This is a genomic window from Actinoplanes flavus, from assembly GCF_017592555.1.
Lineage (GTDB): Bacteria > Actinomycetota > Actinomycetes > Mycobacteriales > Micromonosporaceae > Actinoplanes > Actinoplanes flavus.
This window is the reverse complement of sequence record NZ_JAGFNS010000011.1, coordinates 122,073-134,609: the sequence shown is the minus strand read 5'-3', so window position 1 is coordinate 134,609 and position 12,537 is coordinate 122,073. Positions and strand designations below refer to the sequence as shown.

At 65.3% G+C, this 12,537-nt stretch carries 14 protein-coding genes; all 14 read right to left on the bottom strand.

The genetic code is table 11. The annotated features are described in order from the left end of the window. Positions 1 to 6 precede the first annotated feature (6 nt). Positions 7 to 1,959 carry an ATP-binding protein gene (locus tag J5X75_RS18435; protein ID WP_208468635.1) on the bottom strand — a complete coding sequence of 651 codons (1,953 nt, stop codon included), beginning with the start codon at positions 1,957 to 1,959 and terminating at the stop codon, positions 7 to 9. Then, entirely contained in the window at positions 1,956 to 5,507 is a 3,552-nt protein-coding gene (brxC, locus tag J5X75_RS18430; RefSeq protein ID WP_208468634.1) for a BREX system P-loop protein BrxC, read from the bottom strand. The genes J5X75_RS18435 and brxC overlap by 4 nt, the downstream gene beginning before the upstream one ends. 16 nt (positions 5,508 to 5,523) lie before the next feature. Then, entirely contained in the window at positions 5,524 to 6,099 is a 576-nt protein-coding gene (locus J5X75_RS18425) for a BREX protein BrxB domain-containing protein (protein WP_208468633.1), read from the bottom strand. After that, entirely contained in the window at positions 6,096 to 6,881 is a 786-nt protein-coding gene (locus J5X75_RS18420; protein WP_208468632.1) for a BrxA family protein, read from the bottom strand. Before J5X75_RS18420 ends, J5X75_RS18425 begins: the two co-directional genes overlap by 4 nt. After that, positions 6,878 to 7,429 carry a BrxE family protein gene (locus J5X75_RS18415; RefSeq protein ID WP_208468631.1) on the bottom strand — a complete coding sequence of 184 codons (552 nt, stop codon included), beginning with the start codon at positions 7,427 to 7,429 and terminating at the stop codon, positions 6,878 to 6,880. Before J5X75_RS18415 ends, J5X75_RS18420 begins: the two co-directional genes overlap by 4 nt. Before the next feature lie 17 nt (positions 7,430 to 7,446). Continuing rightward, positions 7,447 to 7,671, bottom strand: coding sequence for a helix-turn-helix domain-containing protein (locus J5X75_RS18410; RefSeq protein ID WP_208468630.1), 225 nt, complete (start codon positions 7,669 to 7,671; stop codon positions 7,447 to 7,449). Between the two features lie 298 nt (positions 7,672 to 7,969). Then, positions 7,970 to 8,374 carry a hypothetical protein gene (locus J5X75_RS18405; protein WP_208468629.1) on the bottom strand — a complete coding sequence of 135 codons (405 nt, stop codon included), beginning with the start codon at positions 8,372 to 8,374 and terminating at the stop codon, positions 7,970 to 7,972. Between the two features lie 88 nt (positions 8,375 to 8,462). Continuing rightward, entirely contained in the window at positions 8,463 to 9,203 is a 741-nt protein-coding gene (locus J5X75_RS18400) for a DUF7662 domain-containing protein (protein ID WP_208468628.1), read from the bottom strand. Between the two features lie 160 nt (positions 9,204 to 9,363). After that, complete coding sequence (locus J5X75_RS18395) at positions 9,364 to 9,708, bottom strand: helix-turn-helix domain-containing protein (RefSeq protein ID WP_208468627.1); 345 nt, start codon at positions 9,706 to 9,708, stop codon at positions 9,364 to 9,366. 116 nt (positions 9,709 to 9,824) lie between these two features. After that, positions 9,825 to 10,178 (bottom strand): hypothetical protein, encoded by a 354-nt coding sequence (locus J5X75_RS18390; protein WP_208468626.1) that lies wholly within the window; start codon positions 10,176 to 10,178, stop codon positions 9,825 to 9,827. Positions 10,179 to 10,353: 175 nt separating this feature from the next. Continuing rightward, positions 10,354 to 10,734, bottom strand: a complete 381-nt coding sequence (locus J5X75_RS18385) for a hypothetical protein (RefSeq protein WP_208468625.1) — start codon at positions 10,732 to 10,734, stop codon at positions 10,354 to 10,356. Between the two features lie 44 nt (positions 10,735 to 10,778). Beyond that, complete coding sequence (locus tag J5X75_RS18380) at positions 10,779 to 11,498, bottom strand: WXG100 family type VII secretion target (RefSeq protein ID WP_208468624.1); 720 nt, start codon at positions 11,496 to 11,498, stop codon at positions 10,779 to 10,781. Beyond that, positions 11,485 to 11,802: a hypothetical protein gene (locus J5X75_RS18375; protein ID WP_208468623.1), complete on the bottom strand. Its 318-nt coding sequence runs from the start codon at positions 11,800 to 11,802 to the stop codon at positions 11,485 to 11,487. The genes J5X75_RS18380 and J5X75_RS18375 overlap by 14 nt, the downstream gene beginning before the upstream one ends. Then, positions 11,802 to 12,536 carry a YbaB/EbfC family nucleoid-associated protein gene (locus J5X75_RS18370; RefSeq protein ID WP_208468622.1) on the bottom strand — a complete coding sequence of 245 codons (735 nt, stop codon included), beginning with the start codon at positions 12,534 to 12,536 and terminating at the stop codon, positions 11,802 to 11,804. The genes J5X75_RS18375 and J5X75_RS18370 overlap by 1 nt, the downstream gene beginning before the upstream one ends. Position 12,537 lies beyond the last annotated feature (1 nt).

Genomic DNA, 12,537 nt, shown 5'->3' with positions numbered 1-12,537 from the left:
CCGTCCTCACCGCCGCCGTGCGGCGCGTCGCTGCGGGGGCTGGTTGTCCCGCCGGAGCTGTTCCAGGTAGTCGATATTGCGCTGAATCTGCTCGCTCAAGTACTGATCGACGCTGTGGGCGAGGGCCGCCCTGAGATCGCGTTCGGCCAGGTCCAGGTAGGTGTGAAAATCTCGCCACGCGCGCGCCTTGGTGGCCCGGGCGACCTCCGGTTTCGTCGCCATGTCGCGGCATCGCTTCGCCAGACCGATGTTGGAGTCCCCTCGAAGCTGCAGCAGTGACGGGTTGCTGCGCCACTCGGGATGTTCCAGCATCTGGCGTTCGATCAAGTCGAGGGCGCTCTCGTCGTCCTTCGCCTTGCTCATCGCCACGACGATGCGGCGCAGTTCGCGCTCCTCCAGCCGGCCGCGTGCCGCGCGGGACAGGAGGTCCACGATGATCGGCCGATCGTGCTCTGACCCGCCGATGGCCTCGGCGAGTTGAAGCAAAACCGGCGGCGGCAGCGCGCCGATCTCGTCCCGATGTCGGCGCACCCATGCTGCGACGGCGGCCGGGTCGCGCCGTGCCTGGTGAATCTCGGCGAAAAGCTGTATCGCGCGGAAGTTGAGGGGGTCATTCTCGAGCACTCCTTCGACGCGTACCCTTGCCCGCTCGATCTCGCCCAGCGCGAGCGCCTGCTCCGCGGAGCGGAGCTCTTGCAGTGCGGCGTGCCTGGGGTGGGCCGGCAGCGTGCAGACCACCCGGATGTCGTCGGCGTCGAAGCGCGGCGGCGGGTTGCCCTCCTCCCGCATGGACCGGAGGATAGTCGGGATCCCCTGCCCTTCGCCCTGCGCCAGTTGCATCCGCGAGAAGAACCAAGCCAGGGCCTGGTTGCGCCACTTCGGCGGCGCCTCGCCCCGGCGCAGCGCCGCCAGGTCCACTCCGCTGGGGAGCGGCCCGGGCGATGCGATCTCTATGCGGTCGGAGAAGACGGTCAGTCGGGTCGGATCCGTCTGCTCGTAGTCGCGATGCGCCAGCGCGTTACCCATCGCCTCGTAGAGCGCCCTTTGGGGATATTTGATGACGTTTGGTGACGTGGGGTCAGTTTTGTCGAATGCGGTGTAGGACTGGATGTCAAGCAGTTCCTGCAGCCGCCGGGCCTGCTCAAAAAGGTTGCCGTCCAGCTCATGTCGTTCGGCGTGGGGATCCGAGCGATCGGTTCCCGGATAGATGGAGAAGAAGCTGACCGCCCCGGGGATGAAGCGGTGCGTGTTTCGGCCGAACAGCAACATGGCGAAGTTCCGCGGTCGCAGGACCCCGGTCAAGGGTTCCGCCGCGAGCAAGGGCGGGACAAACGCGCTCAGGGAGTAGTCGGGAGAAAGGTAGGGCTGTAGGCCCTGCTCAGCAGAGAACGCGCCCATGCGCTGCAGCGCATCGCGCAGCGCGATGAGATCGAGGTCAGCCTCGGTAGCGCCGTTGCACGGCCGTCGATCCCACGGCTCCAGAGCACCCTTGCGTACGAGGAGTTCGCGGAGCACCCCGTTACGTGCCTCGATCGTGGAGTGGCTGACCCGCACGAAATGTTTCGCACCGTCGCTGCGGCGGCGAAAGGTGTGGGCGGTGCCGGTGGCCGGCTGGACGAACACGAGGATCCGCCGCTGCGGATCCTCCGTAGCCAACTGCTCGACAAGTGGCGTTATGGGCGGAGAAACCCGTTCACGGCAACGGGTCATGACCGTTCCCTCCACTTCTCGCATCCGGCTCGCGGGGAGTCCGGCACGCGCCAGGGTGGGAAATCCGTGTTCGTCCCTGGTCTCCGCGACGCCGCAGACGACATAGCCACCGCCGAGGTTCTGCAGATCGTTGGCGAACGCGCTGAGGGTCGCGACGACGTCGTCGATGTCGGCGACGTTCTCTTTCCATTCGGTCTGTTCGTTCTCTCGGCGCGCCAGCTCGTTCAGATCGATGAGGGGACGGGTCACGACACCACGACTTTCTTGCCCGCCCCGATCAGGCGAGCGCACTCGTCGCGCAGGCCGGAGAGAGCCGCATCCAGCTGTTCTTCGGTCTCGATGCCGCCGGCGAAGTAGGACTGCACCTGGACCGCCGCGAGTCGTTCACCCTCCACGATTTCCTGCAGACGCCGGATCGCCGTTCGAAGCCGCGCCTCGCAAGCATCACGTTCCGACCGGAGAAGCGAGAGCGATGCGGTACGCGGCAGCGGCTGCTGCCCGGCCAACAACGGCGCCGCGATCTCGCCCCGGATCTCCTCGTCCGTGACCTCTCCCCACTCAGGCTGGCTCGTGAGCTGATCGAGTGCCCGGCGATAGGTATCGATGCGGGCCTGCTGAGCGTCGTCGAAGCGACGCGTGTACTCGAGCTCGATCGCGCGCGCATGCTGCTGGATGGCGGGAAGATCACGGTAGAAGGTTTCCCGTTCCAGCAGATCGCGGAGCTCGACCGCCCTGGACTCCAGCTCAGGTCCGACACCGGCCTCCTCCTTCAGGGCCGGCCAGGCGATCTCGATGGCCTGGCGAGCTCGCCCTAGGTCGTGTAGGCGCGTCTCGGTGAGACTCTGGCCGAGTTCGCGTGCGCGTTTGACGGCGTCCTTGATGCCCCGGTGGCTCGCGTTGAAGGTGCTGATCGCGTTCTCGTCCGATTCACGACCGATGGCCCTGAGTTGACCGAGGGACTCCACGAGCATCGCGGCTCCGGGCAATCGGTGATCGTTAAGGACATCGCGAGCCGCCTCGACGACCTCCTCGCAGTCCCTTGCCTCTTGGCGTAGCTCCTCGGCGATGGTCGCGGCGGTGAGCTCGCTGACATCCTTGCCGAACGTGTCCTTGAACGCGTCGCTGGCCTGTACGAGTTGAATGAATTCGACGCCCTTGCGCGGCCGGAACGACGCCTGCCGAAAGAGATTGTTGTTCGCGAAGGTGTCCTTAGCTTCGACACCGGTCACCGTGTCAATGGAACGTCCGCGGCTGGTGGCGTCGACTTTCTCGGCCCGCATTAGCGAGAGCACCAGCAGACGCACGACCTCGAAGTCCCAGCCGAACGGTTCCTTGGTGAACTCGTCGGTGAGGTAACGTCCAGTCGCCGTCTCGCCGTACGTCGCACGCTCGTCGATCCGGTCTAGGACTTCCTTCAGCGGACCACTGTCGACCCGGAACACCGTCTTGCCACCCTCATCCCGCAGGAGCCCCAGATGGCTGAAGACGGGTGGCAAACCCTGGAGGTTGTGCGCGGTGAAGATGGCGTCGGTGCCCTTGCGTACATCGTTCGGCTTGGCCGCCGCCTCCTGGAACCGGTCGAAGATATCGGGGAGGACCTGTCCGAGGATAATGGCCGCGGTCCGTCCGACGTCCACTCCCCGGTCGCTCGGAGAACGGTCGTGGCCCCTGAAGAACACCCGGCCGGTGAGGCACGCTTCCCGCAGGCGGCGGCGCAGTTCACCCTGGTGCCGACGCTGCCGCTGCCGTTCCTCGGCAATGAGAGTCGGAGCGTCCTCGCCCCTGGTCTCACGCTCCTTGCGGAGCAGCATCTCCTGGGATCGGTACAGCTCGACGATCTCGTGGTCGATAGCGGCGGTGAGCGCCACTGCCCAGAAGACCTGCTTGCGCTCCTGCTGGCTTCGGGTGCGCAGGTCCGCGCAGAGCGACTCGAAATCAGCCCCTTCATCGGTGAGGTGGAACTGGAAAATCATGTCACCGCCGACGACCTCTCGGCCGTGAATGGCCAGCCCAGCCTTGAACGCCTTGGTGTCGAGCAATGGATGAGTCGGCTGCGGCTGCCAGAACTCAGTGAGCACCTTGGAGTACAGGCGATGAGCATCGCCCGGTTTCGGCAGGATGCCGTTGCGGACTGTTTCCCAGTCATCCTCGGCAGGGGTCGGGATGCGGTACCCATCGTCTCCGTGGCGGATCTTGTGCGTCTCTTCGAGCTCCCGCAACGCCTCCAGCACTGACGCCAACGGTGAGTCGGCATCGACGCTAGGCACCAAGGCTGCGGCTATGTTCTCGGCATTGCGGTGGACGCTCTTCACGTACTGCAGCAGGCAGATGACCTTGGCCACGGGCTGCGCAAGCGGGTGTTTCAACTCGCGCGGAATGGCTGCGATCTTCGCTCGGATCTCCGAGCCGATGTTGTTCTCCACGAGGTCGTACACCTGATCCAGGCGGACGAGAACACCGACCGGCTGATCGGCGAGATTGACCGAGGGGTTGATCAGCAATTGCTGGGCCAGCTTGATGATCGTCCGGTTGGCGCCCCCGACGTGTCGGCTCGCTCCGCCCTGCGTTCGCAGTCCGGAAACAACCTGAATGATGAGATCGATCTGGTACGGCAGTAACGGATACAGGTCGACGAACGCATCCCGGCTCAGATCTGGCAGCCTGATGTCGGCACTGAGCCTAGTGTGCTCGGCGAGACGACCCCGATGCTCGTCGAAGAGGGAACCGAGTTGCGCCTGCGCAGCGGCGTTTTTCGCCAATACCCGGCGGCTGGTCACCTCGGAGATATCCGACGGCTCTAGATGGACCTGCAGCGGGAACCGATCCATGAGCCGGGCCAACTCGATCTTCGTGTCGTCCAAGCCGCTGACGAGCTCGCCGAGTCGTTCCTGGGACGTGACGACGAGCCATTGCCGGCCTCGGCCACGGATGCCGAAGTTCTGCACGATCGCCTGGAGGTCGAGCATCTTCTGGACGTCACGCGCGACGAACTGTCCAACCTCGTCGACGACGAACATCAGAGTGTGGCCTGGCCTATGGCGCCTCATCAGCTCGTTGGCGCGCTCCGCCAACTTGCCCGGGGTGATGTCGGCCTTATCCTTGACCGCCTTCACCCAGGAGTCGGCCAACGGGTACGTGTCCGGGTCGAGGCTGTGCAATACCCGGCTCGCTTGGCTCAGCGCGAAGGCGACCTTGCCCTTCTCCCTGGCCCATTCCCGCCCGTTGAAGATGCGGGAATACTCCACCTCGAAGCGTTCGCGCTGGCCGCTCTCCTCGAGGGCTATCTCGAGCTCGGAGAGATCCAGGTCCTTGGCGTATCCGAGGCTCTGGAGGAAGAGACCGTACATGATCTCGGTGAGAGTCTGGTTGCCGCTACGGATGCCCCGGTCCGTCGAGACATCGAAGATCACCGCATGGGTGGGTATCCGTTCGTTGATCGCCTTCAACAACACATGTATCCGATTGTCGTCGCCCGTGCGTTGCAGAAACAGGTCGGCGGCACGCTCCCCGGCGAGCGTCCGGTTCGCGATGGACAGGCCGAGGATCTTCGCGAAGCTCGACTTGCCGGAGCCGAAGAAGCCGGAAACCCAGACGGCTATGCCTTCGTGCGGCTTGTTCGGCGTCTGCTGATACTCGTCGAAGATCCTTGTGTAGTGGCTCCGGATCGCATCAGTGACGACGTACTCGTTTATCTCCCCACGGACGATCTGGTCGTCGGTGTGGTCGACCTTGATGACCTCTTCGATGCGCCGCGTGATTGGATTGGCGAAGAGGTCTCTGATGGACTGCGTGGTCATCGCGGAGAGGTCCTTCTCAGAAGATCTTCGGACGGTAGTTGTGCTCAGCGTCGAGCACACCCATGAATTTCAGCCCCGCGGCACCGTCCTTGTGGCCTGGGTAGAACAGAACCGTCGGCACGTGCACCCGTCCGGTAAGCTGCTCGAGCAGCGAAAACGTCCGATACATGGGAAACAGAGCGCCCGTGCGGAGAATGAACACGACGTCGCGCATGGGATCCGGATCGTCCGGCATCCGCTTGGCGACGTGGTCCACGAGCGGCGAGTAGCCTGCCAGCACCTCACTCACCGTCTCCACCATCGTCACGACACCCTGATCCCGTTCCGCGGCGAACCACTCGTCCAGCGGATACTGCGATCGCATGGCGTCTTCTAGGCATTCGGCGAGAGAGATGCGCAGGACCCGTTTACCGCGCTGCGCCAGGCGCGTCTCGAGCATCGTCACCTGGCGGCGGAGTCGAAACTCTTCTGCGGGGTCATACCAGAACAGCGCATACGGCATGTCGTGGTAAGCACTGATGCGCGACCGAGGATCCGACATCTGAAGGATCGGCTCAAGATCATGGGAGAGTCGGTGCTCAAAATCGCTCATGCCACCATCCTCTCCGCATAACCGAGGGGGTCAACGCAAGGCAGCGACAACTGGACGATGCTGCCCGCGACTTGGTAGTGCAGTCTGTGGAACTGATGCAGTCGAAGAACCTCCGCTTCGACGTCGGAAGGCCGCATCAGGAACATCCGCCAGTCCTCCGAACCCATGATCAAGCGGGGGTTTCGGGTCTCCTCCCGCAATGCATGGAGCAGATAGATAAAGCTCCGCTCCGGCAGGGGAAAAGTAGTGAACTCCTTAACCGCGCCGCCACGCAGCAACCCGAAGTCCGCCGAGATCTTCAACAAGCCGGCGGACACCCGCCTGATGGTCGTTGTCGACCATGGATGCTCGATCTGGGCACCTCGGCCGACAATGCCGGCAACAAACGGCACCACGTCGTCCAAACGAGTGCGAACGATGCCGTTCTCGTACGCGGGAAAGAGCCAGTTGAGCAGGAAGTCGCGCACCAAGAACTCGTCACGCGTCATGTGCCAGAGCAGCAGCGGCTTCCACTCCTCCAAACTGCACCCACTCTTGGCGAGTTGCACGAGGGGCTTGTCGCGTACCGACGGTTCGAACCGACGACTGAGCACCTTGGCGACGTCACGCAACCAGGTCGTACTCTTCGCTGCGATCGGGTTGCCCGCCCGAAAGCGCTCAAGATTCTCCTGCTTCGACCGGCTGAGGTCCCATTCTTGGAACGCGACATAGGTCTCGCCGATGAGCGCACCTTTGATGATTGTGAAGGATGAAGCTACCTTGGCCCTGGAGACGGAAGTCATGCCTCGGCGCTCCTCGCGTACGGAACCGCTGGCGCACCCGGTTCGCCTCGGGTAAAGCCCAGCGCCAGCAGCCTCAACTCTTCGGCTTGACCGGAGAAAATCCAAGGGAGAGCCACAGCCCGCCCCTCCGCCGAACGCCGCAGCCGCGTGCACCGCTCTAGATCGTCCTCCGTCACCAGGTCGAACGAGCGCAGGATAGACGCGAGATCGGCGCTACTGCCGCCCAACTTCTCGAGTCGCTGGAAGAAGGGAATCCAGGCACCTGCGTTGTCGAGCCAATGCTCCCAGCGTGCTTCGAACTCCTCCTCTACGGAGGTCGGCAGTCGCCACAGCGTGACGCACGCCGGCGGATTAAAGATCTCTTCACATCGGTGTGCCGCCACAGAGAACACCGAACGAGCCTGAGCAAAACGGTGAGTCCGGGGAAAACCTCGCCGCAGCACTGCTGTGCCGTAACTGCCGAGCAAGCCGGTGGTGTTCCACCACCGGGCCGTGTCCATCTCGCCATAACGTGCTACGACCAGCCGAAGTCTCAGCAGGTTGTCCATGTCTAACGCTTGATCCATTATATGCGGTTCCGTCCGTTTCCCTGGCGATCCGAAGCTTCAACCGGCCCCTCGGAACCTCCGGCCCGAACCCACTCGTCCACCTCTGACAGCTTGAACTTCCAGAGACGGCCGATCCTGTGAGCTGGGAGATTCCGCGCCTCGATCCATCGGTATATGGAATCTCTTGCGACGCCGAGGTGCCTTGCAACGCCATCGACGGAGACCCACGGTTCAGTGGCCACTGGTGCTCACCCCCTCGCCCCGTCGATTCGGATCTACGCTGGCCCCTGTCGAGCCATGCGTGTTTAACCAAGAGAAAGTCGGAAAGAGCGTACAACGGATCGCCGCAGCTTATGGGTCGCCGTCAAGCACCTTGTTGGTCTTGGGGCAATCCATGCCGGCTATGCCGCGCCCGATTCGTCCGACTCGGCGCTGCCGTCTTCAACCGCGGCTGACCCGCCGGTCTAGGAAGGTGGCGTAGCGAACGCCACCATAAGCGGCATTCCGCGCGTCACACTCCGAGTGCTGGCAGCCAGATCGTCATCCCGAGCTCGTGAAACCGCCCTGGATCAGCGCCGATGGCCTGCCAGTTCCGCTGGGTGAACTGGAGCTCATCCTCGGGGCGCGGGTGCTGCTTGCACAGTGCCGCATGGATTCGGGAAGTCCCGCGAGAGGCATGACCACCACGCCGACGACGGCGAACGCCTCGAACAGGACCAGCGCGTACTGCTGCACCTCGCCGGCGGGCCTTCGAACGGTGTGCTCGTTCACCCAGCGGCCAGCGGGATTAGCGAGGTACTTCACCTGCACCTTGCTGCCGCCCGGGAGTTCCAGGTCCCAGTGGGCCTGCACCCGGCTCGCGGCGAGTTCGCCGCCGAGCAGGGCCTCTGGACCAGGTGTTCGCTTAACTCGGCGAGCGGGTCCCGGTTCGATACCGGCAGGCACAGTGCGTCCAGGAGCGCGTAGCGCGCCACCCGGTAGCTGTCGAGGGCCGCGATCAAGGAATCGAATCGCCGCGGGTCCACCGGTGCGCTCACCCGAGGTTCACGATCTGTGCATGCTTGGTGATCTGGGCGTGGACGAGAGCAACGCTCTCGGCCAGCAGCCGTCCAGACTTGGTGGAGAGGTCAAGCGGCCGTTCCTGGTCGTTGATCACGACGACGGCAGCAGTCGCTGTCGCCAGCAAGACGGTCCCGCCGCGGGCAAGGTGCTCCCGTAGCAGGGCGTTGATTCGCGTACTCGTTCGCTGGCTCGGGCCGGGACTGCGGTAGTTGCCAGACAACCTGCGGTGCAGATTGTCGCTCTCACCGATGTACATCTGTGGAACCGGCCCGGTGAAGGTCAGCCGGTAAAGGCCGGGCGAGGCGGCCAGACGGGGAAAGGCCGGTTTGTCGGCTGCGTCCAGCAGCACGACGCCGGAATCGACCCACTGCAGTTTCGCCCGGATGTCGACCGGCGGTTCCGACAAACCCGGGACAGTACGGGGCGGCGACGGCTCGACGTTGCGCACTCCTCCGGGAGGGGTATGAGTCGGCACTGCGCTGAAGCGGACCCGGCGCCGATCGAGATACACCTGCTGCACCCGATAACCGGCGACGCACCAAGCCTGGGCCTGTGAATGATCTGCGTTCGCCCACCACTGCCGCAGCTCGGCCGAGCGCGGCAGCCCTCCGACCAGTGCGGCGATCTCATCGAAGCTGAACTCCACCTCGCGTTGCCCGCGCTTGGCGGCGGTGGTCAGCGCGAACGTCAGCGGCTGGTACTTACCTGGCATCGAAGGGCCTCCCGCCCGCAGTTTCGCGGGCGGGACCGGCAGCAGACAACCGCCCGGACGGTCAACGCTCGATCCTCAACGCGCGTCTCCCGGACACGACTGCTCGGCAACGACGACCGTCTCCGCCACACAGTTGTCGTCCGACATGACGTCAAGCTCGTCAATCTGCGTCACGACGGCTGAGTTGGTCGAGGTGGGCCACCACATCGGCACGCCGTACCCGCCGTAGACGGCCGATCATGATGCTGTTCAGTTCACCGGTCCTGATCAGCTCGTAGACCGTCGTCCGGCCGACCCTCAGCAGGTCAGCTACCTCACCGACGGTCAGCACGAACGATTCCGGGGTCACCTGGCCCGGCGCCGCGCGGTCGCAGGCGGGGATGATGGCCACGGGATCGGCTGGTCGAGCCAGCAGCGCCGCGATCCGCAGCCGCTGGTCGAGGGTCATCGATACGGCGTCATCCGCGAGTCGTCGTATCGCCTGCTCGACATCGCTGCTGGCCACACCGCCAATCTAACCGCGCAAGCTCCCGTCACCGACCGTCGTACCTCCATCGTGGAAGGAAGACGCGGTCCGTGACGTGAAACGCCTCCGGACGCTCAACGCGCTGGATCGGTTCTTCATCCAGCGCTGATCCGGCGCAACGCCCCACCGGTGATGATCAGCCCGCCGCAGGCGTCGCCTACGGCCAGCACGATGCCGACCAGTGGAAGCAACGCTGCCGCAGACGCGCCAAGGGTGAGCACGACGACCGCCAACCCGATGATCACCATTCCCAACCGCAACCAGGCGAGACTGACCGCAGCACGAGCAAGGCCCTCCCACCGGGCCGCTCGGTCGGCGTGGCCGTCATGCCGTGCCCGCCGACGCCAGTGACTCCGGATGAAGCCGGTGTCGTCGAGCTTCTGCCGCAACGTGGTGTTGGCCGCCCTACGGGTCGGTTTGAGGGTCGCACCACCGACGATTAGCGTCATTCCTCGCCTTTGTGACGCAGCGCCCGGTTAGCGTTGGTGGCCACCACACCAGAGACGATTCGGTGCTGCACCACTGGCGCCATCGTTCGTGCTCCCGTCGGTCACGGCGACGTTGAGCCACCGCGACGACCGCGATCGTCGCCGACCGCACATGTCTCCCAGGACGGCGATCGGTTCATCCACTGCGAGTTCGGCGGACGGCCGCACCGGTGACGACGAACCCGGCGAGCGCGTCACCGACTGCGAGGAACATGCCGAATACTCCTGTCGCGGAGACGCCGACGGTCAGCGCGAAGATCGCCAAGACGATGAGGACCGCAGCCAGCCGCAGCCACGTTAGGTTGAGCGTGCCGCGAGCGAGACCTTGGCCGCGCCCGCCTCGCAGCAAGGCGATCACCGCGAGTATCGCGAGAATGGCACCAACCGCAGCCGATGCCCCCATCGCGATGAACGGTCCAGCCTGTACGGCGGTGAAATCGCCGTCCCGGTACCACCGCCAGGCCGTAGCGCCCATTGCGGCGAGCCCGATCTCTGCCAGCGCGAACACGATAATCATGACTGCGATTAGCGCGTTGCTCGCCCGCTCGGTCCGCGCCGCGGTCATGCGGTGCCCGCCGGCGGCCAATGACCCCGGAAGAAGCCGGTGTCGTCGAACTTCTGCCGCAAGGTGCTGTTGGCGGAAGTACAGGCACTTTTCAGCGTCTCGCAGCCGACGATCAACGCTATCGAGGCCGTCACCGCCGCCCCGGCCGCGATGAACGGTGCCGCGGGCACGCCGAAGATCGTGGCGCTGGAGGCGAGCGCACCGATGATGCCGACCGCCAGTGCCGCGAGCGCCCCCAGCAGTCCGGTCCAGAACAGGAACACGCCGGTGCGAACCTGTTCCAGTGCCGTGGACAGGCCGTCAGTGAGGACCGTCTTGACCTTCTCCAGGGCGGCCTTCTGCAACGGCAGCATCTGCCGGTACGCGTCGGCGGCGTCGCCGGCCCAGTTGTCGTCGACGGTGAGCAGCCCGGCGTCGGCGGCCTGAACCTGCCCGCTGACCGGGACACCGACCCGGTCGCTCCAGGCTTGCGCGGTCGTCGACAGCGCCGACAGCGAGCCCATGTTCGACAGGATCGTCGCCAGGTTGTCCCAGATGCGGCGCATGAACGCGCAGAAGTCGTCCCAGCCCTGACGGACCTTCCCCTGCGCGGGCGGGGGAACGTATGCCAGCTTGTCGTTGATCGAGTTCTGCAGTTCGACGGTCTTGGTGTCGATGCGGTCGATGGTCGAATGGATGCGTTCGAGCAGGACGGCCTCGGTGCTACTCACGGACATCCCACACTCCCTCCAGATCTCGGGCGGCGCGTTCGTCGTTCGTCTCGTACTCGTAGGCGACCTTGTCGAGCTTGGCGCTCAGCCCGCTGTACACCCCGCTCGCCTCCTCCAGCAACGTCACGACCTTCAGCTGCAGTTCGGCGTAGGTGTCGAGCAGGCCACTCGGCAGCGACGCCCAGGACAGTTCGTGTGCGCTCAGGGTCAGCAGGCTCGCCTCGTGCGCGGCCTGTCGGGTCACCGCTGCCACCTGCTCCCACGAGGCGGCGTCGCGGTGCAGCGCGTCCAGGGCGGCTTTGAGCGTCATCAGCCGGCCAGCCCGAACCGGCGGGCGAACCCGAACGGGTCCCGCATCACCGTCTGTGCGTGGCCGAGCGGGCTGTCGGCGATCAGGCGCGGCACGCCGTTGGCGGCGACCTGCTCGTATGCCGCCCGGAACGCCGTGGTGAGCTGCCGGGTGAGGTTCGCATCGTGCGCGTCACGCAGCCACCTGCGGTCGAATCGCACCGACGTGACGTCACCGCCGCCGGTCAGCTCCACCGTCACCTCGCGGTGCGGGCTGTGCCCGGTGTGGGTCGCGTTCAAGGTCTGGTCCAACCGGCTGGTCACCTCGTCGAGGCCCTGCTCGATCGACTCGACCACCTCGAGCAGCGCCATCAGCGCCGCCTCCCGTTCGGCGGCGGGCAGCGTGGCCGAGTCGATGGAGTCCAGCCGCTGCTGGAGGCCGGCCGCCGACGACACCGGCTCCGGGCTGACAGGCTCGGCGTACGCCTCGCCCCAGGCGTTCAGGCGTCGCATCGCAGCGTCCCGGACCGCCTCCACCACGGCGCCGCCCAGGTGCTCATCGGCCAGCCGCGATCGCCAGTAGGCTGCTACGGCCACGTTCGCGACGCGGCCGTGCTCGTCCAGTGTCACCGTGACCGAGCCGGTCGCGTCCGATCCCGGTTCACCCGGCACCTTCGCGGCGGACCAGGCCCGCCGCCGCAGTGCCTCACCCTCGTCGCGCAGCCCGGCCAGGGCCCGCATACGGTCATCGAACATC

Bases quoted from the DNA above. Each gene is read 5' to 3' on its own strand.
- brxC (WP_208468634.1), bottom strand. From the start codon at position 5,507: ATGACCACGCAGTCCATCAGAGACCTCTTCGCCAATCCAATCACGCGG.
- J5X75_RS18425 (WP_208468633.1), bottom strand. From the start codon at position 6,099: ATGAGCGATTTTGAGCACCGACTCTCCCATGATCTTGAGCCGATCCTT.
- J5X75_RS18420 (WP_208468632.1), bottom strand. From the start codon at position 6,881: ATGACTTCCGTCTCCAGGGCCAAGGTAGCTTCATCCTTCACAATCATC.
- J5X75_RS18415 (WP_208468631.1), bottom strand. From the start codon at position 7,429: ATGGACAACCTGCTGAGACTTCGGCTGGTCGTAGCACGTTATGGCGAG.
- J5X75_RS18400 (WP_208468628.1), bottom strand. From the start codon at position 9,203: ATGCCAGGTAAGTACCAGCCGCTGACGTTCGCGCTGACCACCGCCGCC.
- J5X75_RS18390 (WP_208468626.1), bottom strand. From the start codon at position 10,178: ATGACGCTAATCGTCGGTGGTGCGACCCTCAAACCGACCCGTAGGGCG.
- J5X75_RS18385 (WP_208468625.1), bottom strand. From the start codon at position 10,734: ATGATTATCGTGTTCGCGCTGGCAGAGATCGGGCTCGCCGCAATGGGC.
- J5X75_RS18380 (WP_208468624.1), bottom strand. From the start codon at position 11,498: ATGTCCGTGAGTAGCACCGAGGCCGTCCTGCTCGAACGCATCCATTCG.
- J5X75_RS18375 (WP_208468623.1), bottom strand. From the start codon at position 11,802: ATGACGCTCAAAGCCGCCCTGGACGCGCTGCACCGCGACGCCGCCTCG.
- J5X75_RS18370 (WP_208468622.1), bottom strand. From the start codon at position 12,536: ATGTTCGATGACCGTATGCGGGCCCTGGCCGGGCTGCGCGACGAGGGT.